The organism is Delftia sp. SD018 (assembly GCF_017355445.1).
Lineage (GTDB): Bacteria > Pseudomonadota > Gammaproteobacteria > Burkholderiales > Burkholderiaceae_C > Comamonas > Comamonas acidovorans.
This window is the reverse complement of record NZ_JADDRN010000020.1, coordinates 89009-112589: the sequence shown is the minus strand read 5'-3', so window position 1 is coordinate 112589 and position 23581 is coordinate 89009. Positions and strand designations below refer to the sequence as shown.

At 68.9% G+C, this 23581-nt stretch carries 23 protein-coding genes; 11 read left to right on the top strand and 12 right to left on the bottom strand.

Features of this window, described 5'->3' with window-relative positions:
- Positions 1-49 precede the first annotated feature (49 nt).
- The gene (locus INR38_RS19730; RefSeq protein WP_232245135.1) at positions 50-994 is read left to right on the top strand and encodes a LysR family transcriptional regulator; all 945 of its coding nucleotides are present in this window, start codon (positions 50-52) and stop codon (positions 992-994) included.
- Between the two features lie 55 nt (positions 995-1049).
- On the opposite strand, the gene INR38_RS19725 is transcribed toward INR38_RS19730, so the two are convergent.
- The 3 genes from INR38_RS19725 to INR38_RS19715 form a co-directional block, all read right to left on the bottom strand.
- Complete coding sequence (locus tag INR38_RS19725; RefSeq protein WP_207443752.1) at positions 1050-1349, bottom strand: putative quinol monooxygenase; 300 nt, start codon at positions 1347-1349, stop codon at positions 1050-1052.
- A 3-nt stretch (positions 1350-1352) separates the two neighbouring features.
- Entirely contained in the window at positions 1353-2372 is a 1020-nt protein-coding gene (locus INR38_RS19720; RefSeq protein ID WP_016448208.1) for a zinc-binding alcohol dehydrogenase family protein, read from the bottom strand.
- A gap of 72 nt (positions 2373-2444) precedes the next feature.
- A complete protein-coding gene (locus INR38_RS19715) occupies positions 2445-3551 on the bottom strand; it encodes an alkene reductase (RefSeq protein WP_207475988.1) in 1107 nt (368 codons plus the stop codon).
- Between the two features lie 220 nt (positions 3552-3771).
- On the opposite strand from INR38_RS19715, the gene INR38_RS19710 reads away from it, so the two are divergent.
- A complete protein-coding gene (locus tag INR38_RS19710; protein WP_207443750.1) occupies positions 3772-4332 on the top strand; it encodes a dihydrofolate reductase family protein in 561 nt (186 codons plus the stop codon).
- A gap of 29 nt (positions 4333-4361) precedes the next feature.
- On the opposite strand, the gene INR38_RS19705 is transcribed toward INR38_RS19710, so the two are convergent.
- The 3 genes from INR38_RS19705 to INR38_RS19695 form a co-directional block, all read right to left on the bottom strand.
- Positions 4362-5312 (bottom strand): LysR family transcriptional regulator, encoded by a 951-nt coding sequence (locus INR38_RS19705; RefSeq protein ID WP_034398359.1) that lies wholly within the window; start codon positions 5310-5312, stop codon positions 4362-4364.
- A gap of 132 nt (positions 5313-5444) precedes the next feature.
- On the bottom strand, positions 5445-6959 hold the full coding sequence (locus INR38_RS19700; protein ID WP_207443749.1) for a 4-hydroxyphenylacetate 3-hydroxylase family protein: 1515 nt from the start codon (positions 6957-6959) through the stop codon (positions 5445-5447).
- A complete protein-coding gene (locus tag INR38_RS19695; RefSeq protein WP_012204869.1) occupies positions 6959-8107 on the bottom strand; it encodes a branched-chain amino acid ABC transporter substrate-binding protein in 1149 nt (382 codons plus the stop codon). The genes INR38_RS19700 and INR38_RS19695 overlap by 1 nt, the downstream gene beginning before the upstream one ends.
- Before the next feature lie 283 nt (positions 8108-8390).
- Between INR38_RS19695 and INR38_RS19690 the strand changes: the two genes are divergently transcribed.
- The 7 genes from INR38_RS19690 (at position 8391) to INR38_RS19660 (ending at position 14629) form a co-directional block, all read left to right on the top strand.
- On the top strand, positions 8391-9308 hold the full coding sequence (locus INR38_RS19690) for a branched-chain amino acid ABC transporter permease (protein ID WP_047327224.1): 918 nt from the start codon (positions 8391-8393) through the stop codon (positions 9306-9308).
- On the top strand, positions 9308-10489 hold the full coding sequence (locus tag INR38_RS19685) for a branched-chain amino acid ABC transporter permease (RefSeq protein ID WP_207443748.1): 1182 nt from the start codon (positions 9308-9310) through the stop codon (positions 10487-10489). The genes INR38_RS19690 and INR38_RS19685 overlap by 1 nt, the downstream gene beginning before the upstream one ends.
- Positions 10479-11306: an ABC transporter ATP-binding protein gene (locus INR38_RS19680; protein WP_088165169.1), complete on the top strand. Its 828-nt coding sequence runs from the start codon at positions 10479-10481 to the stop codon at positions 11304-11306. Before INR38_RS19685 ends, INR38_RS19680 begins: the two co-directional genes overlap by 11 nt.
- Positions 11299-11997, top strand: coding sequence for an ABC transporter ATP-binding protein (locus INR38_RS19675; RefSeq protein ID WP_013802990.1), 699 nt, complete (start codon positions 11299-11301; stop codon positions 11995-11997). The genes INR38_RS19680 and INR38_RS19675 overlap by 8 nt, the downstream gene beginning before the upstream one ends.
- Before the next feature lie 115 nt (positions 11998-12112).
- Complete coding sequence (locus INR38_RS19670) at positions 12113-13417, top strand: NAD(P)/FAD-dependent oxidoreductase (RefSeq protein ID WP_207443747.1); 1305 nt, start codon at positions 12113-12115, stop codon at positions 13415-13417.
- 46 nt (positions 13418-13463) lie between these two features.
- Positions 13464-13898, top strand: coding sequence for a RidA family protein (locus tag INR38_RS19665; protein ID WP_012204875.1), 435 nt, complete (start codon positions 13464-13466; stop codon positions 13896-13898).
- A 53-nt stretch (positions 13899-13951) separates the two neighbouring features.
- On the top strand, positions 13952-14629 hold the full coding sequence (locus INR38_RS19660) for a DUF1028 domain-containing protein (RefSeq protein WP_207443746.1): 678 nt from the start codon (positions 13952-13954) through the stop codon (positions 14627-14629).
- Between the two features lie 33 nt (positions 14630-14662).
- Here the strand turns inward: INR38_RS19660 and INR38_RS19655 are convergent, their stop codons facing one another.
- Complete coding sequence (locus INR38_RS19655) at positions 14663-15556, bottom strand: LysR family transcriptional regulator (protein WP_207443745.1); 894 nt, start codon at positions 15554-15556, stop codon at positions 14663-14665.
- Positions 15557-15673: 117 nt separating this feature from the next.
- Here INR38_RS19655 and INR38_RS19650 point away from each other — a divergent pair, with 117 nt between their 5' ends.
- Both INR38_RS19650 and INR38_RS19645 read left to right on the top strand, forming a co-directional pair.
- Positions 15674-16924: a serine hydrolase domain-containing protein gene (locus INR38_RS19650; protein ID WP_207443744.1), complete on the top strand. Its 1251-nt coding sequence runs from the start codon at positions 15674-15676 to the stop codon at positions 16922-16924.
- Positions 16921-18093, top strand: a complete 1173-nt coding sequence (locus INR38_RS19645; RefSeq protein ID WP_207443743.1) for an MFS transporter — start codon at positions 16921-16923, stop codon at positions 18091-18093. The genes INR38_RS19650 and INR38_RS19645 overlap by 4 nt, the downstream gene beginning before the upstream one ends.
- Positions 18094-18121: 28 nt before the next feature.
- Here the strand turns inward: INR38_RS19645 and INR38_RS19640 are convergent, their stop codons facing one another.
- From INR38_RS19640 to INR38_RS19620, 5 genes are all read right to left on the bottom strand, one after another.
- Complete coding sequence (locus tag INR38_RS19640; RefSeq protein ID WP_207443742.1) at positions 18122-20398, bottom strand: EAL domain-containing protein; 2277 nt, start codon at positions 20396-20398, stop codon at positions 18122-18124.
- Between the two features lie 28 nt (positions 20399-20426).
- Positions 20427-21167, bottom strand: coding sequence for a GGDEF domain-containing protein (locus tag INR38_RS19635; RefSeq protein WP_207443741.1), 741 nt, complete (start codon positions 21165-21167; stop codon positions 20427-20429).
- Complete coding sequence (locus INR38_RS19630; protein WP_207443740.1) at positions 21167-21568, bottom strand: DUF1987 domain-containing protein; 402 nt, start codon at positions 21566-21568, stop codon at positions 21167-21169. Before INR38_RS19630 ends, INR38_RS19635 begins: the two co-directional genes overlap by 1 nt.
- A gap of 68 nt (positions 21569-21636) precedes the next feature.
- Positions 21637-22209, bottom strand: coding sequence for a SiaB family protein kinase (locus INR38_RS19625; RefSeq protein WP_013802972.1), 573 nt, complete (start codon positions 22207-22209; stop codon positions 21637-21639).
- 9 nt (positions 22210-22218) lie between these two features.
- A complete protein-coding gene (locus INR38_RS19620; protein WP_207443739.1) occupies positions 22219-23451 on the bottom strand; it encodes a SpoIIE family protein phosphatase in 1233 nt (410 codons plus the stop codon).
- Positions 23452-23581: the final 130 nt, after the last annotated feature.

Sequence of the window (23581 nt, the reverse complement as noted above, 5' to 3'; positions counted from 1 at the left end):
CTTCGCAATTCGCATTTTCTGGCCGCGCCTATCGGATAATCCGATGGCCATGTCCGCACGCAGCCGCGACCCCCTCGATCTCGTCTCATTGCGCCAGTTGCGCTACTTCGTGTCGGCGATGCGGGCGCACAGCTTCAGTGCGGCATCGCGCGATGCCTCGATCTCGCAGGCGGCGCTGTCGGAGCAGATCGCCTTGCTGGAATCGACCCTGGACGTGCATCTGTTCGACCGTGCGAGCGGGCGCGCCGTTGCCACGGCCTCCGGACATGAGCTCGACCGCCGGGTCTCGGCCTGCCTCAGTGAGCTGCAGGCGGCGCTGCGCGACGTGCAGGCGCGTGCGAGCACCGTGGCGGGCCTGGTGCGCATCGGCCTGGTGCAGTCCTACGCGGGATGCTGGGTACTGCCCGTCGTGCGCAGGGCCCAGGCGCAGTGGCCGCAGCTGGCGATCGCACTGCGCAGGCGCACCGCACAGGCCTTGGTGGAGGGCGTGTTGCGCGGCGATTTCGATCTTGCCGTCAGCTTCGACCCGGAGCCGCATGCCGATCTGGAGATCCTGGCCTGTTTCGACGAGCCGGTGGTGGCCGTCGGATTGAAGCCCCGCCGGCGGCGACGCCTGCTGGAGCTCAGCGAGGTCGCGAACCACCCCCTGGCCTTGCTGCCAAGCGAATACGCAATGCGGCGCCAGCTCGACAACGCCTTTGCGGCGCAGGGGCTGAAGCCGGGCGTGCATCTGGAGTCCGATACGCTGGAGGACCTGGTGCATGCCGCCCGTGAAAACGGCATGGTCGCGCTGCTCAACGGTGCCGCGGCAATGAGCCTGGACGTGCAGGACGCAGTCCCGTTGGCCGAAAGAAATCTGGGCCGGCAAGCCTGCCTGGTGCGCTCACGCAGCCGTCACCACGGCTTTGCCGCCCAGTACGTATGGGACGAGCTGTCGGCGGCAACCCCCACGCTGCCGCCAGCGTGGGGGCGGCGCGTTGCAGCCGCGCGCTAGTCGTCGGCCGGGTCCGTACCGCCCGGATGTGTACCGCCCGGACCCGTACCGCGCGTCAGTGCACTTTCTTCAGGCCCACCAGTTGCAGTGGGCGTGCCAGCAGTTCGTCGAAGCGTTTCTCGAACGCCTTGAAGTACGGCATGCTGAAGTGCGCATCCAGCGCTGCCTGGTCCCTGAATGACTCCCGCATGTAGAAGGTGCCGGGTTTGTCCGCCAGCTCGAACAGCGTGTAGTCCAGGCATCCGGCCTCTTGCCGGGTGAATGGCACCAGCGCGCGCAGGGCGTCGCGCAGCTGGTCTTGCTGGCCGGCCTTCGCTTCAAGGATGGCCAGGTTGAAAATGGTCTCTGTCTTCATGGCTCAGCCCCAGTTCTCCAGCACCACCTTGCCGCGCGCCTTGCCCGACTCGATCAGGGCATGGGCGCGCTTGAGGTTGTCGGCATTGATGCTGCCGAAGCGCTCGGCCAGCGTGGTGCGGATCAGGCCGGCATCGACCAGTGCGGCAACCTCGTTGAGCAGGCGGTGCTGGCCGATCATGTCGTCGGTGCCGAACAGGGCGCGGGTGAACATCAATTCCCAGTGCACCGACACCGACTTGCGCTTGAGCTTGGTGATGTCCAGCGACGCGGGATCGTCGATCAGGCCGAATTTTCCCTGGGGCGCGATCGCCTCGACGATCTGTGCGAAGTGCAGGTCGGTCTGCGTGAGACTCACGATGAGGTCCACCGTGGGAAAGCCGATGCGCTTGAGTTCGTCGGCAATCGGCTGGCTGTGATCGATCACGTGGTGGGCGCCGAGCTCCTTGACCCAGGCCTGCGTCTCGGGCCGCGATGCGGTGCCGATGACGGTAAGGCTGGTCAGCCGCGTGGCCAGCTGCGTGAGGATGGAGCCCACGCCGCCGGAGGCGCCGATGATGAGCAGCGTCTTGTGGCTGGGGTGCTTGCCCGGTGCGATGCCCAGGCGGTCGAACAGCATCTCCCACGCGGTGATGGCGGTCAGGGGCAGGGCCGCCGCCTGTGCGAAGTCCAGCGACCTGGGCGCGTGGCCCACGATGCGCTCGTCCACCAGGTGCAGTTCGCTGTTCGTGCCAGGGCGCGCAATGGAGCCGGCGTACCAGACGCGGTCGCCCGGCTTGAACAGCGTGACTTCGGGGCCCACGGCCTTGACGATGCCGCTGGCATCCCAGCCCAGCACCTTGTGCGTTTGCCCCTCGGCGGGCGCGCCGCTGGCGCGCACCTTGGTGTCCACCGGATTGACAGACACGGCCCTGACTTCGACCAGCAGGTCGCGGCCGGTGGCCACGGGATCGGGCAGGGTGATGTCGATCAGCGATTCGGGTTGGCTGATGGCCTGGGGTTTCTGGTATCCAACGGCTTTCATGGTCGTGCTTTCAAAGGTTGAGGAAGAGGGGAGAGCAAGGAGGGAGAGCAGGGAGGGCGAGCAAGGAGGGTTTTAGGCAGTGGCGAGGGCTGCGTAGTCCGAGTAGCCGCGCGCGTCGCCGCCAAACAGGGCCTTCGGATCGAATGCGGCCAGCGGCGCCTGGGCGGCGTAGCGCGCCGGCAGGTCCGGGTTGGCAATGAAGGGGCGGCCGAAGGCGACGAGGTCTGCCAGGCCCTCGTGCAGGACGGCTTGGGCGCGCTCCGCGTCGTACTTGCCCGCAACGATCACCTTGCCCTGGTAGGCGCGGCGCAGCGCGTGGCGGAAGTCCTGCGGAATCTCGGGCGCATCGTCCCAATCGGCTTCGGACAGGTGGATGTAGGCCAGGCCGATCTCGTCGAGCTTGCTGGCCAGATGCAGGATGGTCTCGATGATCTGCGGGCAGTTCATGTTGCGCTGCGTGATGAAGGGCGCCAGGCGGATGCCGGTGCGCTCGGCCCCGACCTCGCCCGCCACGGCGGCCGCGACCTCTTCGGCGAAGCGCGTGCGCTGGGCGATGCCGCCGCCGTAGGCGTCAGTGCGGTGGTTGGAGGTGGTGCGCAGGAACTGATCGATCAGGTAGCCGTTGCCGCCGTGGATTTCCACGCCATCGAAACCGGCACGCATCGCATTGGCCGCGCCCCTGCGGAAGTCACCGATCACGTCCTGGATGTCCTGTGCGCTCAGCGCGCGCGGTACGGGGCAGTCGACCATGCGGCCGACACCGTCGTCGCCGACCACCCAGACCTGGGCTTGGGGCGACAGCGCCGAAGGCGCGACCGGCAGGCCATCGGCGTGAAAGCTGGCATGCGACATGCGCCCAACGTGCCACAGCTGCAGCACCATGCGCCCGCCGGCGGCGTGCACCGCGTCCGTGACGCGGCGCCAACCGTCCACCTGCGCCTCTGAATAGATGCCGGGGGTGAAGCTGTAGCCTTGGCCCTGGCGGGAGATCTGGGTGGCTTCCGAGACGATCAGGCCGGCGCTGGCGCGTTGTGCGTAGTAGGTGGCCATCAATGCATTGGGCACGTCGCCTGGCTGGCTGGTGCGGCTGCGCGTCATGGGGGCCATCACCATGCGGTTGGGCAGGCTGAGCGGGCCGAGCTGCAGGGAGCTAAACAGGGGCGTGGAGGCGGTGGTCATTCGGTTTCTTGGCGGAGCTGTAGAGGTGTTGGGGCGTTGGCGGAAATCCGGTTCGCAAGTCGTCTGGGCATGGAGCGATGTTGACCTGGGTGTTTCAATTGAAAAAGACCCGCAAGACTGAAGGCGGTTTCAAAAGAAATTTGACGATGACGTCCAGGCGCGGCCCGCACAACCCCCGGGCGGATGGCCGTGTCGCGCCTGCCTGGCTACCATCTCCCCCATGAAGACCCAATACTTCGCCGCCACCTCACTCGACGGATTCCTGGCCACCGAGGACGACTCCTTGGACTGGCTGTTCCCGCTGGGCGACATGCAGGCCACGGGCTACCCGGAGTTCATTGCCGGCGTGGACGCGCTGGCCATGGGGTCGGCCACCTACGAATGGATGCTGCGCCACGCGGAGACGGTGGCGCAGGAGACCGGGGCTGCGTGGCCCTATACGCAGCCAGCCTGGGTGTTTTCCAGCCGCACGCTGCCTGGTATCCCGGGTGCCGATATCCGGTTTGTCAGCGGTGATGTGCGTGCCGTGCATGCGCAGATGCAGGCGGCGGCCGACGGGCGCAATCTCTGGATCATGGGGGGCGGGGACTTGGCAGGCCAGTTTTATGACGCGGGCCTGCTGGACGAGATGATCCTGAGCGTGGGCTCGGCCACGCTGGGCCGGGGCAAGCCGCTATTCCCGCGCCGGGTGCTGCATCCGGTGTTGCGTTTGTTGTCCGTGCGGCAGATCGGCGAGGGCATGGCGGTGCTGCATTACGAGGTGCGCAAGAGCACGGCCTGACGGGCTCCCTGATTCGGTCTGCGCGCCGCTCAGTTCGCCTCCCCGCGCCCAGGCGCCGTCATCCCCGGAATGTATTCATTGGAGATGAAGCTGCGGCAGCGGTGCATGAAGGCTTCCACCACATGGCGGGGCTTTTGTTCGCGGGCCCAGGCCAGGCCCAGTTTCATGGGGCGGTGGTTGCCGTTCAGGTGCAGGTTGACGATCTTCTTGCCGTCCAGCGCGTGGGAGTTGCGCGGGCGCACGTTGACCAGGGAGTAGCCCACGTCGTTGGCGACCAGGGAGCGCACCACGTCGGGGCTGGCGCTGCGGGCCGCGATCAGGGGCGAGACGCCAGCTTCGCGGAACAGCGACATGAAGTATTCACGGCTCAGGGGCAGGTCCAGCAGGACCATGGGCAGCTGGGCCAGCGCCTCCAGCGTGGTGGAGCGGTGGTTGGCCAGAGGATTGAGTTCGCTGACGATGACCATGGGCGGCAGCTGGGCCAGCGGCTCGAAGCAGATGTCCGATTCGGCCACCAGCAGGTCGTAGGTGATGGCGACATCGATCTGCGCGGTGCGCAGCTTGTGGATCAGGCCTTCCTGGTGGTCCTCGATCTGGGTGACCGTGGCCTTGGGGTGGGCGCGCGCGAATCCCTGGCACAGCTCGGGGGCGACCATGGCCGCCAGCGTGGTGAAGCAGCCCACGCGCACGGGGCCGCGCACCTGGCTTTGCGCGCTGCTGGCCACGTCGTACAAGGCCATGGCCTGGTCGAGCAGGCCGCGGATTTCCCGCAGGACCTCGGCGCCTGCGGGCGTGACGGACAGGCCTTGCGCATGGTGGCGCACGAACAGCGGCACCTGCAGCTCGGCCTCCACCTGGGTGATGGCCGATGAGATGGACGAGGGTGAGACGTGGATGCGGTTGGCGGCCTCGGCAATGCTGCCGAACTCGCCCGCTGCCACGCAGTATTCCAATTGTCTGAAGGTCAGTCGTGTCAGCACGGTGTGCAAGAGGTGGAGAGAGGAGGGCGGCCAGGGTGACCTGCCGCGTAGTTGACCAAGCGGCGGACCGCGCTGCAAGAGGCCCTTCCCGCAAGGCGCCTGCATTGTGCGGCGGTCGGGCCCCGGCAGCCTTCAGTCGCTGGCGTTGTGATTGCGAAACCATTGCGCCACCGCACCGTCGCCCTGGGCCGGCGCCTGCGTGGCCTTCACGCGGTCCGTCAGGCCGGCGGACTTGCCCACGAAGTCCAGCGGCGCATCCCAGTTGAAGTGCCGGTACACGGCCGCCGTCTGGGCGTAGGGCGGGCATTGCGCAAACAGCTGGAAGCTGAGCCGGTGGCCGGCGTGGTCCGAGTCGAGCAGGTCGCGCGCATAGGCCAGCAGCCTGCGGCGGTCGTCGGCCTGCCATTGCGGGCCGAGGGTGTAGAACTTGCGCAGCCAGGGGCCGGTGTCCTCGTTCTCGAAGCTGGCGTGGTCCGGCGTCAGGCAGACCTGGCCGCCGCACAGTTCGCGCACGGTGTTCATCATGTGGTGCAACTGGCCGGTGGCCAGCGACCGTCCTGTGAACAGCAGGGACTGGTTGGGCATCATCAGCCCGGCCGGGCTGCGCTCGGCCAGCGCGATGGCGGCCGTGAGGTGGGCGTTGATGCCTTCGCGGTAGCAGGCCAGGCCGGCCAGCCTGTCCTGCACGGCCTGCAGCTTCTCCACGCCGGTCTGGCGCGCGTTGTGCAGGGCCGTGCCTATCAGCATGTCGGCCAGCTTGAGGCTGCGCTGCAGGAAGGTGAAGGCCGAGTAGCGGTGCAGCGTCTCGCGCAGGAAATGGGCGGCCCGGGTGTGACGGTAGAACAGCACGTTCTCCCAGGGAACCAGCACGTCGTCGAAGACCACGATGGCATCCACTTCGTCGAAGCGATGGCTCAACGGATGGTCCTGGGCCGATGCGCGGGCGGCCAGGCCCGGGCGGCATATGAAGCGCAGGCCGGGCGCGCCCAGGTCGCAGATGAAGCCTATGGCGTATTCGGACTGCGCCGCGTCGCCCCAGTGCGCCAGCCCCGGCTTGGTGAAGGCCTGGTTGGCATAGGCGGCAGCGGTCTCGTACTTGGCGCCGCGCACGATGACGCCTGCATCGGTCTCTTTCACCACATGCAGCAGCACGTCGGGGTCCTGGTCCTGCGGCAGGCGCGAGCGGTCGCCCTTGGGGTCGGTGTTGGCCGATACGTGGAACAGGTCGCCACGCACCACGCGGCGGATGTGGGTGCGGATGTTGGCGGAAAAGCGCGGGTCCAGCTCGTTGAGCACGTCCTGGCCATCGAACAGCGACCACATCTCGCCCACGCTCTCGTCGCCCACGCGCATGACCACGCCGCCCATGTCCTCCAGCAGCAGGTCGGTGGCGCGGCGCTTGTCCCACCAGTCCTGGCGCGTCAGCGGCAGCTTGTGGGCGATGGGGTGGCGCTCGCCGTCGCCTTCGTCGTAGGTGAGCGCGTCGCGCAGCGCGGCCTCGTGCTGCAGGTCGTACATGCGCGCGCGGATGTCCACCAGCGGCTTGAACATGGGGTGGGTGGTCACGTCCTTGACGCGCTCGCCGTTCATCCAGACCCGCCGGTCATCGCGGATGGAGTCGCGGTACTGGCTGCCTGTCCTGATCATCAGCGGCTGGCCCACTTGCCGTCTTTGACCTCGTGCAGCTGCAGCTCCACGGGCACCTGCGTCTGGCCGTTGGCGTCGAAGGTCACGGTACCGGTCACGCCGTCGTAGCGTATGGCGCGGATGGCCTTGGCCACGGCCTGCCGGTCCTTGGTGCCGGCCGTCTTGAGCGATTGCAAAAGGATGCCGGTGGCGTCGTAGGCGTACTTGGTGTACGGGCTCTCGGAGTCGGCATAGCCCTTGGCGGCATAGGCGCGGCTCATGGCGTCCAGCCGGGGGTTGGTCTGCGATTTGGGCGTGCCGACGATGGTGCCGTCCGCAGCCGGGCCGGCGATCTGGATGAGCTGCGGATCGAAGATGCCGCTGATGCCCAGCATGGGCTGCTTCATGCCCAGCTCGGCCATCTGCTTGCGCACGATGCCGGCCTCGGTGATCACGCCGCCGAAGTAGACCGCGTCGGGGTTCAGGCTCTTGATCTTGGTGAGGATGGAGCGGAAATCCGTGGTGCCCACGGGGTAGCTTTCCTCGGCCACCACGCTGCCTTTTTCTGCCTTGTAGAAGCTGCCGAACGAGGCCAGGTTGGCGCGGCCGTAGTCGCTGGTGTCGGCAATGATGGCGATCTTTCTTGCGCCCAGGCCCGTGGCGGCCCAGGTGGCCAGGGGCTTGTTCTCGTTGACCAGGGTGGGCGTCACGCGCGTGGTGTTGGCGAAGTTCTGGTCGGTGATCTTGGGGCCGATGGCGCCCCAGACGATGAAGGGCATCTGCACGCGGTTGAACACCGGCAGCGTGGCCAGGGCCACGGGGCTGTTCCAGTGGCCGATGGCGCCCACCACGTCGCGGTCGTTGACCAGCTTGAGCGCGGCGGACACGCCGGTCTGCGGGTCGGAGGCATCGTCCAGCACCACGCCCTCCACCTTGAACGGCACGCCGGCCGTGGCATTCCACTGGTCTATGGCCAGCAGGAAGCCGTTCTTCGCGCCCAGGCCCTGCTGTGCGTTGCCGCCGCTGACGGGGCCGATGAAGCCCAGCTTCACGGTGGACTGGGACCAGGCCGCGCCGCAGGCCAGCGTGGCGGCGGCCAGCGCCAGGGCGGATGCGGCAAGGCGCCGGCGCGATGGCAGGAGGGCGGTGGTTGTCGTGAAGGCTTGCATGGTCGGTCGGTCCTGTTCAGGTGAAGACGAAGGGCAGCCATGGCGGCCCGGGCCGGGGCGGCGGGGCGCCACGGTGCATGGCGGGCTGGCCGGCGCTGTCTGGCAACGCCGCCGGATCAATGTATCGCCGCACCTGCCCGGGACTGGATCGCGTTTTCCGAAGCAGCGCCTCGGCAAAAGCGACGCAGGTTTTGCGCGGTTTCTTGCTTCAATGGTTACGTGACATGGAGACAAGCGAAGCCCCGCCAACCCGGCCGAACCCGACACAAGAGGAACCCTATCGATGCATGACGCGCTGTTCCAGCAACTCATCAACTGGCTGACCCTGGGCTGCATCTACAGCCTGCTTGCCCTGGGTTTCAGCCTGTTGTTTGGCGTACTGCAGGTGATTCACTTTTCCCATGGCGACGTGGCCATGGTCGCCCCCTTCATCGCCCTGGCGGCCGTGCAGGCCCTGGCCGCCGCGCTGGGCGGCTCGGCCCCCTGGCTGGTGCTGGGCCTGGCCTGCCTGGTGGCCATTGCGGCGGTGGGAGGGCTGGGCGTCGCCCTGGACCGGCTGGTGATCAGCCGCTTTCGCAATGCGCCGGCCATGATGCCGCTGGTGGCCACGGTGGCTCTGGGCATCGTGATCCGCGAGCTGATCCGCCACCTGTACCCGCAGGGCAGCAATCCGCACGCGTTCCCGGCGATTGCGCAGGGGGCCGTTCCCACCCCGTTCGGGCCGCTGCCCCTGATCAGCGTGGTCTCGGTGCTGGTGGCCATGGCGCTGGTGGGCGTGCTGCTCTATGTGCTGCACCACACGCCCATGGGCATGCGCATACGCGCCGTGTCGCAGGACCGCGAAACCGCGCGGCTGTTCTCCATTGCGCCGGGGCCGGTGTTTCGCAACACCTTCTTCATTGCCTCGGCTACCGGCGCGGTGGGCGGCATCTTCCTGGCCAGCTATGCGGGCGTGGTGCGCTTTGACTTCGGCGTGCAGGCGGGGCTGATCGGCTTTTCCGCCGCGGTGGTCGGCGGCCTGGGGCGGCTGGGGGGCGCCATTGTCGGCAGCCTGCTGATTGCGGCCATCGAGACCATCGTGCAGGGCTATGTGCCCAATGGCACCTCGTACCGCCTGGTGTTCGTGTTCGCCCTGGTGATCCTGGTGCTGATCTTTCGCCCCGCCGGCCTGTTCGGCGTTCAGAAAATGGAGAAGGTGTGATGCAGACAACGACGATACAGGCGCCGCCGCAGGCGGCTCCACGGAGTGCGGGCTCGGCCGCCATCGTGCTGGGCGTGGCCCTGGCGGGCGCCGTGCTGCTGCGCCAGTTCCTGCTGGCCGAAAGCTGGATCACGGTGCTGGCGCTGCTGGCCTGCTTTGCCGTGGCCCTGGTCGCGGTGCAGAAACGCCCGCTGGTGGAGGACCGCATCGTGGCCGCCTTCGGCCAGTGCAGGCCGCTGGCCGTGGGCACGGGCGTGGTGCTGGCGCTGGTGTTTCCGTGGGTGCTGGGCGGTGACAGCTACGCCATGCACCTGATGATCATCGCCTGCCTGTACGCGGTGCTGGCGCTGGCGCTGAACTTCCAGCTGGGCAGCGCCAACATACCGAACTTCGCCACCGGCGCGTCCTACGGCATCGGCGCCTATGTGTCGGCCCTGCTGGCCATCCACTTCGGCGTGAGCTTCTGGATCTGCCTGCTGGTGGCCGCCGCCGTGGCCACGGTCTTCGGCTTTTTGCTGGGCCTGCCGTCCATGCGCACCCGCGACAGCTACCAGGCGCTGGTGACGATTGCCTTCGGCATCGTCGTGCACCAGCTGCTGATGAACCTGGAGTGGACGGGCGGCGCCAACGGCCTGGTGGGCATTCCTTCGCCGACATTGTTCGGCCATTCGTTCAACGACCCCATCACGCTGTGGGGCCACAGCCTGCCGGGCCAGGCCAACTTCTACTACGTGGCTGTCGCCCTGCTGGGGCTGGCCATCGTCTCGGCGCAGCGCCTGCACAGCTCTCGCGTGGGACTGGCCTGGAATGCCCTGCGCGACGACGAGATCGCCGCGCGCGCCTGCGGCATCAACGTCACCTGGTTCAAGGTCAAGGCCTTTGCGGTGGACGCCTTCCTGGCGGGCTTCGCGGGCACGGTGTATGCGTTCTATGTGAGCTTCATCTCGCCGGACAACTTCACCTTCCTGGTGTCCGTGACCATCATGACGCTGGTGATCGCAGGCGGCATGGACAACACGCTGGGCGTGATCGTCGGCGCCTTCCTGCTGACCATGCTGCCGGAGAAGCTGCGGGCGTTTTCCGACTACCGCATCCTGTTCTACGGCCTGGTGGTGATCGCCTTCCTCATCATCCGCCCGCGCGGCATCTTCCCCCAACGGGTGCGCAACCATGAGCATTGATTCCCATCCCACCCACCATGCCGCGCCCGCAGGCCCGCGGGTTTTGGAGGGGCGTGGCCTGACCATGCGCTTCGGCGGCCTGACGGCGGTGCAGGGCGTGGACATCCACCTGGCGGCGGGCGAGGTGCTGGGCATCATCGGGCCCAACGGCGCGGGCAAGTCCACCTTGCTGAACCTGCTGACCGGCATCTACCAGCCCACCGAGGGCGAGGTGCTGCTGCAAGGCCGCTCGCTCAAGGGCATGGCCGCGCACGACATCGCGGGCGCCGGCATTGCGCGCACCTTCCAGACCAGCCGGCTGTTCGGCTCGCTGAGCGTGCTGGACAACGTGATCATCGGCATGCACGCGCGCACCCGCTGCGGAGTGCTCACCGCGCTGCTGCGCCCGGCTGTCTCGCGCGCCGAGATGAAGCGCTGCGCCGAGCGCGCCTGCGCGCTGCTGCAAAGCGTGTCCAGCGACCTGCACCAGCGCCGCAACGTGCTGGCCAGCAGCCTGCCGCAGGCCGACCGCCGCCGCCTGGAGATTGCGCGCGCCCTGGCCGCCGAGCCCCGCATCGTGCTGCTGGACGAGCCCTCCAGCGGCATGGACGACCGCGACACCGATGCGCTGATCGCCGACATCCAGCGCCTGCGCGAAGGCAATCCGGCGCTGGGCTTCATCATCATCGAGCACGACATGCGGCTCATCGCCACCTTGCCGCACCGCGTGATGGTGCTGGACTACGGACGCAAGATCGGCGACGACAGCTTCGAGGCGGTGCGCCGGCTGCCGCGCGTGCAGGAAGCCTATCTGGGCAGAAAGGCCAGCCATGCTTGAACTGGACTCCATCAGCACACGCTATGGCGTGGTGAACATGCTCAACCAGGTCTCGCTGCAGGTGCCCGAGCACAGCATCGTCTGCCTGCTGGGCCCCAACGGCGCGGGCAAGACCACCACCTTCAAGGCGATTGCGGGCCTGCTGCCCGTGCACCACGGCGCCATCCGCGTCATGGGCCAGCCGCTGGCGCGCATGCGCACCGAGGACCTGGCCGGCCTGGGCGTGGGCTTCGTGCCCGAAGGCCGGCGCCTGTTTGCCGAGCTGACCGTGCAGGAGAACCTGAAGATCGGCCACGACGCGCTGCGCCCGCAGCAGGGCTTTGCCCAGGCGCTGGAGCGCGTGGTGGCCCTGTTCCCCCGGGTGGGCGAGCGCTTGACGCAGGCGGCCGGAACCCTGTCCGGCGGCGAGCAGGCCATGGTGGCGCTGGGCCGCGTGCTCATGGGCGAGCCGCGCCTGGTGGTGATGGACGAGCCCACGCTGGGGCTGTCGCCCAAGCTCATCGAGGAGTACTTCGAGACGGTGCAGCGCATCCACAGCCAAGGCATCACCGTGCTGCTCATCGAGCAGAACGCCGAGGCGGCGCTGTCCATCGCCCACACGGGCTATCTGCTGCTCAAGGGCCAGCTGGTGGCCTCGGGCACGGCCAGCGAGCTGCTGGCCAACGACGTGGTGAAGCACCTGTACCTGTAGCGCCGCACGGGCGGCCTTCACCTCCTTCCCTTTTTTGTTGCGGACCACACCGAGGCAGTCGGCACCGCGCCGATGCGGGACGGCCTGCGCCTTTTTTTCCTGAGAGACCCACACCATGACAGCTGAAATCCAAACCATCAACACGCTCGTGGTCGGCGCGGGGCAGGCCGGCATTGCGGCCAGCGAACACCTGAGCCAGCTTGGCGTAGAGCACCTGGTGCTGGAGCGCCAGCGCATCGCCCAGGCCTGGCGCACGGGGCGCTGGGACTCGCTGGTGGCCAACGGGCCGGCCTGGCATGACCGCTTTCCGGGCCTGGAGTTCAAGGGCGACCGCGACGGCTTTCCCGGCAAGGACGAGGTGGCCGACTACTTCGAGGACTATGTCCGCCAGATCAAGGCGCCCGTGCGCACCGGCGTGGAGGTCAGGCGGGTCACGCGCAACCAGGGCCGGCCGGGCTTCACGGTGGAAACGTCCGAGGGCGTGATCGAGGCCCGCAACGTGATCGCGGCCACGGGGCCGTTCCAGGTGCCGGTGATCCCGCCGATAGCGCCGGCTGCGCCCGCGACACCCGCCGATGGCAGCCTGCTGCAGATCCATTCCGCGCACTACCACCGCCCCGCGCAGCTGCCCGAAGGCGCCGTGCTGGTGGTGGGCGCAGGCTCCTCGGGCGTGCAGATCGCCGATGAACTGCAGCGCGCGGGCCGCAAGGTGTTCCTGTCGGTAGGCGCCCATGACCGGCCGCCGCGCGCCTATCGCGGCCGTGATTTCTGCTGGTGGCTGGGCGTGCTGGGCGAATGGGATGCGGCCATTGCCAAGCCCGGCCGCGAGCATGTGACCATTGCCGTCAGCGGCGCGCGCGGGGGCCACACCGTGGACTTTCGCGCGCTGGGACACCAGGGCATCACCCTGGTGGGGCTGACCGAGTCCTTCGCCGATGGCCGGGTGCGCTTCCGGGACGACCTGGCCGAGAACATCGCCAACGGCGACGCCAACTACCTGGCCATGCTGGATGCGGCCGACGACTACATCCGCCGCAACGGCCTGGACCTGCCCGAGGAGCCCGAGGCGCGCAGGCGCCTGCCCGATCCGGAGTGCATGACCCATCCGCTGCGCGAACTCGACCTGGCCGCCGCAGGCATCACCTCCATCATCTGGGCCACGGGCTACAGGGTGGACTTCAGCTGGCTGCAGGTGGACAGCTTCGAGCCCGGCGGCAAGCCGCGCCACCACCGCGGCGTGGGCCACGAGCCGGGCATCTACTTCCTGGGCCTGCCCTGGCTGTCGCGCCGTGGCTCGTCCTTCATCTGGGGCGTGTGGCATGACGCCAAGTTCGTGGCCGACCACATCGCCAAGCAGCGCCGCTACAGCGACTACGACGCCGCTGCCCGCTGCCCGCAGCCCGCAGCAGGTAGCAGGTAGCGCGCTCTGAGACACCTTCCCATCCACCCCCTGCAGGAGCCAGACCATGCCCACCCATACCCGCATCCGCATGTTCAACACCAAGGACACCTATCCCAACCAGTCGCTGGACAACGACCTGTGCCAGGCCGTGCGCGCCGGCAACACCGTCTATGTGCGCGGCCAGATCGGCACCGACTTCGAGGGCAATCTGGTCGGCCTGGGCGATCCGCAAAAGCAGGCCGAGCAGGCGATGAAGAACGTCAAGCAGCTGCTGGAGGAAGCGGGCAGCGACCTGTCGCACATCGTCAAGACCACCACCTACATCATCGACCCGCGCTACCGCGAGCCTGTCTACCGGGAAGTGGGCAAGTGGCTCAAGGGCGTGTTTCCCATCTCCACGGGGCTGTGCATCTCGGCCCTGGGGCAGCCGCAGTGGCTGATGGAGATCGACGTGATCGCGGTCATCCCCGATGACTGGCAGCCGCCGGCCAGCGCCTGAACGTCGACCACAGCAAGCACCTGGCACAGCCGAATAGGCAGGAGGCAGAAACCATGACTTTTTCGATTGTGGGGCGCTGCGAGCGCACCGGGCAGCTGGGCGTGGCCATCAGCTCGTCCAGCATTGCGGTGGGCGCGCGCTGCCCCTGGGTGCGCGCGGGCGTGGGCGTGGTGTCCACGCAGAACATCACGCTGCCCGCCCTGGGCCCGCGCGTGCTGGACCTGCTGGAGCAGGGCGCCGACCCCCAGGCCGCGCTGCGCCAGGCGCTGGACGACGGCAGCTGGCCCCAGTACCGCCAGGTCACCGTGGTGGACGCGCAGGGCCGCACCGGCGTCTTCAGCGGCAGCCAGGCCCTGGGCATCTTCACCAGCGCCGTGGGGCGGCAGTGCGTGGCGGCCGGCAACCTGCTGGCCAGCGAACGCACCATCGAGGCCATGGTGCCGGCCTTCGAGCGCAGCGCCGACCTGCCGCTGGCCGAGCGCCTGCTGGCCGCCATGCGGGCCGCCATGGACGCGGGCGGCGAGGCCGGGCCCGTGCATTCGGCCGCGCTCAAGGTGGCGGGCGAGCACAGCTGGCCCATGGCGGACCTGCGCGTGGACTGGTCCGAGCACGATCCCATCGGCGCGCTGCAAGGCCTCTGGGCCGCCTACGCGCCGCAGATGCAGGACTACCAGACGCGCGCCATCGATCCCACGGCCGCGCCCAGCTACGGAGTGCCGGGCGACGAGTGAGGCGGCCCGCCCATTCGGACGCCGCCGGGCACCTCATGCCTGCTGCGGAAACACCCGCGCGCACAGGAAGTCCACCAGCGCCCGCAGCTTGGGCGAAGGGTGCTTGCTGGCGGGCCACAGCACGTGGAAGACATTGGTGTGCTCCATGCAGTCCGCCAGCACGGGCTGCAGCCGGCCGTCGGCCAGCGGCTCGCGGATGGAGAACTCCGGCAGGTAGGCGATGCCCAGGCCCTGCAGCGCAAAGCACAGCCGGGTTTCGATGTTGTTGCAGATCATGGAGGTGGGCAGCTGCAGCTCGGGCGCGCCCGCTGCGCGCCGCAGCACCCAGGGCTCCAGCTTGCCGCTGTGGGGATAGCGGTAGTGCAGGCAGCTGTGCTGCAGCAGATCTTCGGGCACCCGGGGCGTGCCGCGCTGCGCCAGGTAGCCGGGCGAGGCCACCAGCAGGTAGCGGAAGTCGCCCAGCCGGCGAGCGGACAGGCGTGAGTCGGCGGGCGCGCCCGTGCGCACCACGGCATCGAAGCCTTCCTCGATCACATCGACCAGCTGGTCGGTGAAGTCCAGGTCCAGCTCGATCTCGGGATATGCCCGCATGAACTCGCCCAGCACCGGCAGCACCAGCGAACTGACCAGGGGCAGGCTGACCCGCAGCCGGCCGCGCGGCGCGGTGCTGGCCTGCGACAGTTCCAGCTGCGCGGCCTCGATCTCAGCCAGGATGCGGCGGCTGCGCTCCAGGAACAGCGCGCCCTCGGCCGTCAGCGTGATGCTGCGCGTGCTGCGGTGGAACAGGCGCACGCCCAGCCGGTCCTCCAGCCTTGCCACGCTCTTGCCTATGGCCGATGCCGAGACTCCCAGCAGCCGGCCGGCCGCCACGAAACTGCGGGTCTCGGCGACCTGCACGAACACCAGGAAACCGTTTAGGCTGTCCAAGGCCACTCCTTCATTGCGGACAGAAAGCTCCGCATAGCCCGGAAATCTACCCCACTTTTTCTTTAATCGCGGGCTTTCTATCGTCGGAACCCTGTTCATTTGATCCCGGGAATTCCCATGACGATTGCCCTTTCTGCAGCGCCTTCAGCACCTGCGGCGCCCACTGCGCTGCCTGCAGCCCCGTTGAACTCGCCCCTGTCCGACCGCGTCCAGGCCGTGGTCCGGCAGGCGCTTGAGGCGCAGCGCCTGGTCGGCGCCGTGGTGCTGGTGGCGCGTGGCGGCGCGCTGGTCCACCGCCAGGCCGCGGGCTGGGCCGACCGCGAGCGCGGGCTGCCCATGGCCGTGGATGCGGTGTTTCGCCTGGCCTCGGCCAGCAAGCCCATCGTCTCGGCTGCCGCGCTGGTGCTGGTGGCGCGGGGACTGCTGGCGCTGGACGAGGGGGTGGAGCGCTGGCTGCCCCGGTTCCGCCCCCGGCTGGCCGATGGCGGGCCCGCCCGCATCACCGTGCGGCAGCTTCTCAGCCACACGGCGGGGCTGGGCTACCGCTTCTTCGAGGCCGATGCACAGGGCCCTTATACGCTGGCCGGTGTATCGGACGGCATGGATGGCTCGGGCATCAGCCTGGCGGAGAACCTGCGCCGCATCGCCAGCGTGCCGCTGCTGTACGCGCCGGGCACGGCGTGGGGCTACTCGCTGGCCACCGATGTGCTGGGCGCCCTCATTGAACAGGTGCACGGCAGGCCGCTGGACCAGGCCGTGCGCGAGCTGGTGACCGGGCCGCTGGGCATGACCGATACCGGCTTTGCCGTCACCGATGCGCTGGCCGCACAGCGCGTGGCCACGGCCTATGTCAGCGATGTGCCGCAGCCCCATCCGCTGGCCGAGGGCGAGACCGTGTCGCCCTTCGAGGGGAGCATCGGCATTGCCTTCAGCCCTTCGCGCATCTTTGACGCCCAGGCCTTTGCCTCCGGGGGCGCCGGCATGGCCGGGACGGCAGGCGATTTCCTGCGGCTGCTGGAAGCCCTGCGCCAGGGCGGCAACACCCTGCTGCCCGACGCCCTGGTCGCCGAGATGGCGCGGGACCAGACCGGCGGGCTGGCCCTGCCCAATGCGCCGGGCTTCGGCTTTGGCCTGGGCTTTTCCGTGCTGCGCGATGCGGCGCAGGCGGCATCGCCGGAGTCGGTGGGCACCTGGCGCTGGGGCGGGGCCTACGGGCATTCCTGGTTCGTGGACCGGGCGCAGGAGCTCAGCGTCGTGGCCTTCACCAACACCTTGTACGAGGGCATGTCGGGGCGCTTCGTCAACGATTTGCGCGACGCGGTCTACGGGGTTTGTGAGGTCCACGGGGCTTCGGGAGAGCCGCAATGACCGGAACAAGCCAGGACCGCCTGCCCGTTGCCTCCCTGCTGGCACTGGCCATGGCGGCCTTCATCACCATATTGACCGAGGCGCTGCCGGCGGGCCTGCTGCCGCAGATGGCCCAGGGCCTGGCCGTGACCGAGGCCTGGGTGGGCCAGACCGTCACCCTCTACGCCATAGGCTCCCTGGTGGCCGCCATACCGCTGACGGCCGCCACGCAGGGCATGCGCCGCCGCCCCCTGCTGCTGGCGGCGATCGCGGGCTTTGTCGTCGCCAACACGGTCACGGCCTTGTCCACGCACTTTGCGCTGACCCTGGTGGCGCGCTTTCTGGCGGGGGTCTCGGCCGGGCTGCTTTGGGCGCTGCTGGCCGGCTACGCGGCACGCATGGTGCCCGGCCATCTCAAGGGCCGCGCCATCGCCATTGCCATGGTGGGCACGCCGCTGGCGCTGTCGCTGGGCGTGCCGGCCGGCACCGTGCTGGGCCAGTGGGTGGGCTGGCGGCTGTGCTTCGGCCTCATGAGCGTGCTGGCGCTGGCGCTCATGGTCTGGGTGCGCGCCCGCCTGCCCGACTTTGCGGGGCAAGCGGCAGGCAGCCACCTGCCGCTGCGGCGCGTGTTCACCCTGGCGGGCGTGCGCCCCGTGCTGTTCGTGGTGCTGGCCTTCGTGCTGGCGCACAACATTCTCTACACCTACATCGCGCCCTTCCTGGCGGTGGCGGGCATGGCCGCGCGCACGGACCTGGTGCTGCTGGTGTTCGGCGCCACCTCCGTGCTGGGCATCTGGATCACCGGCGTGCTGATCGACCGCCACCTGCGCGCGCTCACGCTGGCCAGCATTGCGCTGTTCGCTTTGTCCACGCTGATGCTGGGCGTGGCCGCAGATGCGCCGGCCCTGGTGTATGCGGCGGTGGCCGTCTGGGGCCTGGCCTTTGGCGGTGCCGCCACGCTGCTGCAGACCGCCATTGCCCACACGGCGGGCGAGGCCGCCGACGTGGCGCAGTCCATGCTGGTCACGGCCTGGAACATGGCGATTGCCGGCGGCGGCATCGTGGGCGGCCTGCTGCTGGCGCGCATGGGCGTGGGCGCCTTCACGCCCGTGCTGCTGGCGCTGCTGGGCGCATCGCTGGCCGTGGTGTGGGCGGCCAGGCGGCACGGGTTTCCTGCGGTGTGCAGGTAGGGCAGGGGCAGGGCGCGGCCTGGCCGCCTCAGGGGAGCTGAGAGGTGCCAGGCTGTCGCTGAGGCACTTCATTGCGCTGGCCCAGCCAGCCCAGCAACTGCGCCTTGTCCATGGGCCGGGCAATGTGATAGCCCTGTCCCTCCTGGCAGCCCATGGCGCGCAGGGCCTGCCAGGCGCTGGCGTCCTCTATGCCTTCGGCCAGGACCTGCAGGCCGAGCTTGCGGCCCAGTTGGGCGATCATTTCGGCGATGCGCGCCTCCTGTGATTCGCCAAGCTGGCGCACGAAGCTGCGGTCGATCTTGATGCGGTCCAGCGGCAGGCGCTCCAGGTAGCTCAGCGAGGAGTAGCCGGTGCCGAAGTCGTCGATGGCAATGGTCACGCCCAGCGTGCGCAGGGCGCTGAGCGTGGCCTGCAGCAGCTGGGTGGGCAGCACGGCCACCGACTCGGTGATCTCCAGCTCCAGTTGCGCGCCCTGCAGGCCGTGCTCTGCCAGGGCGTTGCTCACGGTCTGCAGAAAGCCCGGGTCCTGCAGCTGCACGGTGGAGACATTGACGGCCATGCGCCTGGGGGCGCGGCCGGCGTCCAGCAGTTCGCGCATGGTGCGGCAGGCCGTGGCCAGCACCCATTGGCCCAGCGGCACGATGAGGCCCGAATGCTCGGCCACCGGAATGAAGCGGTCGGGCGGCACGAAGCTGCCGTCCTGCCGGCGCCAGCGCAGCAGGGCCTCCAGGCCGACCAGGGCATGGGTTTCCAGGTCCACCTGGGGCTGGTAGACCAGGAAGAGCTGGGCGCCGTCGATGGCGGCGCGCAGGTCGGACAGCAGCAGGGCGCGGTCGCGCGCCTCCATGCCCATCTGCTCGGAGTACTCCAGCAGCTGGCCGCGGTGATCCCGCTTGGCGCGCTTGAGGGCGATGGTGGCGTCCTTGACCAGGTCGGTGCCGGCCTGGCGCTCATGGGGCAGGTACACGTAGCCGCAGGTCAGCGAGACCTTGTGCGGCACGCCGTCCACGGCCAGCGGCTGGCGGGCGCAGTCCAGCAACTGGGCCAGGGCCACCTCGTCGGTGGGGCCCAGGATGCCGAAGGTGTCCGATCCCACGCGCGCCAGCAGCACGCCTGCGGGCAGCGCGCTGGCCAGGCGGCGGGCCATGGCTTCGAGCAGGCGGTCGCCGAAGCGGTGGCCCATCACGTCGTTGGTGGCGCTGAAGTCGTCGATATCCACCAGGGCCAGCACATGGTCACGCGTGCCGCGCCACACGCATTCGTCCACTTTTTCCACGAAGTGGGCGCGGTTGGGCAGGCAGACCAGGGGGTCGAAGTAGGCGGACTGGTGCAGGCGCTCCAGCAGGCCGCGGTTGTGCAGCAGCGTGCGCAGGTTGGCGCAGAAGACTTCGAGCAGCTGGCGGTCCAGTGCGCTGTGCGAGGCTGGCGCGTCGATGAAGACGGCCATGTCCTGCTCGTCGCCCCGGCCTATGTACAGGGCCACGCCGCGCTGCACGCCGTAGATGTTGCGCCGCGCCTGCAGCGCCTGGCGCAGCAGGCGCAGCCCGCGCGAGGCCAGCACGGTGGCGATGGGCTGGTCGATGAGCCGGGCGAATGGCCCCGTGGCCGCGAGCACGCGGTAGGGCTCGGCCGGGTGCGTGCCCTCCGAGCAGACCAGGCCTTCGCTGGCCACGCCCAGCAAGGTGGCCAGCTGGGTGATCACGCCCCGCGCGAAGGCGTGCAGATTGGTTTCCTCCAGCAGCGAGGCGCTGGAGCGCACCATCAGCTCCAGGCTGCGGCGGTTGGCCTCGATGGCGCACAGCTGCTCGTAGGAGCGCACGGCGGTCACCACGATGGCCAGCAGCCGGTCGGGCGTGAGTTCGGTCTTGGTGCGGCAGTCGTTGATGTCGTAGCGCAGCAGGGTTTCAAGATCGGGCGCCTGGCCCGGGCGGCCGGTGCGCAGCACGATGCGGCTGTTGCGCAGGCCGGCCGTGTAGCGGATGAAGTCCACCAGGTCCAGCCCGGCGCCCGTGCCATCGGTCACGGCGTCGAGCACCACCACGGCCAGGTCCTGCTCGCTGCGCAGCAGGTTGCGCGCCTGCGTGCCGGAGCGGGCGTAGAGGAACACCAGCGGCCGGCCGAACAGGGTGTGGCCTTCCAGCGCCAGGCGGAAGGCGGCGTGTACGTCGGGGTCGCTGTCCACGATCAGCACCCGCCATTCAGGCCCGGGCACGGGCGATGGCGGGGGCGGCTGCAGAGCCGGCTGCAGGAGGGCGGAAGCAGGGGCGGGCGCCCTGGGCGCCCGTGCGCGCATCACGAAACTCATGCCTCAGCCCTGTCCGTGTCCGCGCCGCTCAGGCCGTGGCATGGTCTGCCGCGCGCACGACCTGGTTGCGCCCGCTGCGCTTGGCGGCGTACAGCGCCTCGTCGGCCAGGCTGTAGGCGTCGTCGAAGCGGCCGCCGCTCGGGCGCCAGCTCACGCCGAAGCTGGCCGTGATGCAGCTGGCGTCGGGCAGGCCGAAGGGATGGGCCTCGATGGCGGCCCGCACCTGCTCGGCCACGCACACGGCGCCGTCGCTGTCGTGCTGGGGCAGCAGCACGGTGAATTCCTCGCCGCCCACGCGGCCGATGTGGGCCGTGGCCGGCACGGCCGCCTTGAGGCAGCGCACCACGCCCAGGATCACGCTGTCGCCCACGGGGTGGCCGAAGCTGTCGTTCACGCGCTTGAAGTGGTCTATGTCCAGCACGATCAGGGCCAGCCCCTGCTGGGTGAAGTGGCGGTTCACGCGCTCGATGATGGCCGCGCGGTTGAGCACGCCGGTCAGCGGGTCGTGCGTGGCGCGGTATTCCAGCTCGCCGGCCAGCTCCTGCAGGCGCTGGTTGAGCTGGGTCATCTCCAGCTCGGCCCGGTCGCTGCGGCGCACCAGCCGGCGTGTTTCGCGCAGCAGGCGCTCATAGGCGGTCAGCAGCACGCCCAGGGCCTGGTGGCAGGCCTGGGCGCCGGCTTCTTCGCCCCGGTCGTGGGCGGCGCGGGCCGCCAAAAGGGCCTGGTGCTCGGCATCGAAGAGGTCCGCGGGAGCGGCCACGGTTTCCATCACGCCGCCTTCACGGGGTGGCCGGTGAAGGCGATGGCGGGAAAGTCGTCGCGCAGCTCCTCGCCAAACTCGCAGATGGTGTCGTCTTCCTCGTCGTGGTACCAGTGCAGGGTCACGGGGCGGCCGGCCTCGGCGGCGCCGCTCAGTGCCTCGATCAGGTTGAACAGCATCTTGGTGCTGGAGCTGTTGAAGTAGGCCAGCGCGATGTGCACCTCGATGCGCGCCTGCTGCTGCGCCGGCTGCGGCTGGGCCAGGTAGTCCTTGAGGCGGGCCAGGATGCCGCCGTAGAAGGCGGCGGCGTTCTCGGGATAGGACTCGCCACGCAGGTGCAGCGTGTGCGTGTCGAACTGGAAGTCCACTTCCGGGGAACTGGGAGTCGGTGCGATGTAGAGGTTGTCCATGCGTGATCTCGGTGCGTTGTCCGTGCCTGCGGGCCGGGCCTGTCCAGGCCTGGTGCCGGAGCGACGGCTCAGAGCGTGGCTTTCAGGTAGAAGACGGGCCGGCCGTCCACGGTCTGGGCGGGATCGAAGTCGAACTGCAGCGGCTCGCGCGCATCGCGGGCCAGGGTCAGGAAACCCATGCCCGCGCCCTTGCTGCCTTCGGGCGCGTCATCGCGCAGCGACTGGCGGCAGGCCTTCTTGATCTCGTCCAGCGTCATGCTGCGCAGGGCGTCGAGCTTGGCGCGCAGCGCCTCGCCCATGCCCGGCTCGATGGGGTTGGCGCACAGCAGCACGAAGCTGCCGTCGTCCTCGCGGCGGATGCAGACCGCGCCGTGGCGCAGCTCGCCATCGTCCTGGTGGGGCGGGGTCAGGGCATCGGCCGAGTAATGGATGATGTTCTGCGCCATCTCGACGAAGGACGAGAACAGCTTGCGCCGCGTGGGGCCCGGCACGCCGGCCACTTCCAGCTGCAGCCGCACGGCCTCGGCCATGGCCGCGACGATGTTCTGCGAGAAGTAGCCCACGTAGTAGAAGATCACCTGGTGCTGGCGCGCCAGGTGGAAGAAGCTGCCGTACTTGTCGGCGATCTGTGCGGAGGGCATGGGAGGCATTCAGGTTCTGAAGCAGAAAAAGGTCAGGTCGTCGCGGCGGTGGTGTTCGCCCTGCCAGGCCTGCAGGGCGGCCAGCAGGGCGCGGTTGATCTCGGCGGGCGTGCGGCCGGCCTGCTCCAGCAGCAGCTCGCGCACGCGCTTCTTGCCGAAGGTGATGCCGCGCGGGCCGCCGACCTGGTCGATCAGGCCGTCGGTGGTGATGAAGACCAGGGCGGCGGCGGGCAGCTCCAGGTCGATGTTGTTCCAGGCGAAGTCGAACTCGCTGTCCACATAGCCCACGCCCTTGCGCTGGCCATCGAGCACCTCCACCGCCTCGGCGCCGGGGCGCAGCACGAACAGCGCAAGGCGCGCGCCTGCAAAGCGCAGGCGCCGGCGCGCGGTCTCGAACCAGAAGCAGGCCGCGTCCAGCCCGTCGTCGGAGCCGGGCGTGCCATCCTTGCCATCGAGCTGGCCCAGCATCTGCTTGACGCTGCGGTTCACATGGCCCAGCAGCGCGGCCGGGTCGCGCGGGCCGTGCTCCTTGATGGCCTGGCTCAGGCTGCTGGTGGCGATCAGCGTCATGAAGGCGCCGGGCACGCCGTGGCCCGTGCAATCGGCCACGGTGGCAAACCAGCCATCGCCGTCCTGGCTGAACTGGTAGAAGTCGCCGCCGACCACATCGCGCGGCTCCCAGACCAGGTCGGCGCCGGGGCAGGCGCGTGCCAGGGCCTCGCGCGAGCTGCGCAGCAGCGACTGCTGGATCACGCTGGCGTACTCGATGCTGTGCATGATCTGGCGGTTGCGCGCCACCTGCATGTCCGCCACCGCGCGCATCAGCTGCAGACCGTTGCCCACGCCCGCGAACAGGCCGTCGCGCGTGATGATGAAGCCATCGGTCAGCGCCTTTTCGCCGTACTCCACGGTCTTCACGGTCAGGGTGTCTATGTCGGTGGAGGCATCGACCACCAGCGGCTCCTTGTCCATGAAGGCGATGCAGCTCTTCTTGCCGTACAGCTCCATGCGAAACGGCTTGCTGAACTGGGACAGGAAGATGCTGCGGTTGATCAGGCCGATGGGGCGGTTGCCCTCCACCACGGGCAGGCTGATCAGGTCCCGGTGGCGCGTGAAGACCTCGAGCACCTTCTCGTTGGTCTCGTCGGCGGTCATGCAGGGAACGGGGGTACACAGGTCCGCTGCGCTGGGTGGGCGGAAACGTGGCCTGGAATCGCTCAGGTAGGCGCGGGACTCATCCATGGAAGGCACATCGCAAAATTGTTAAGGAATGTTACGTTTTCCTTGTTGCAGTTTTGTGACGCGCACGGTCCTGGTTGGCATGCACTTCTCTTGCGCATAACCATGCGCCAAAAGCTTCGTTGTGGCGTGG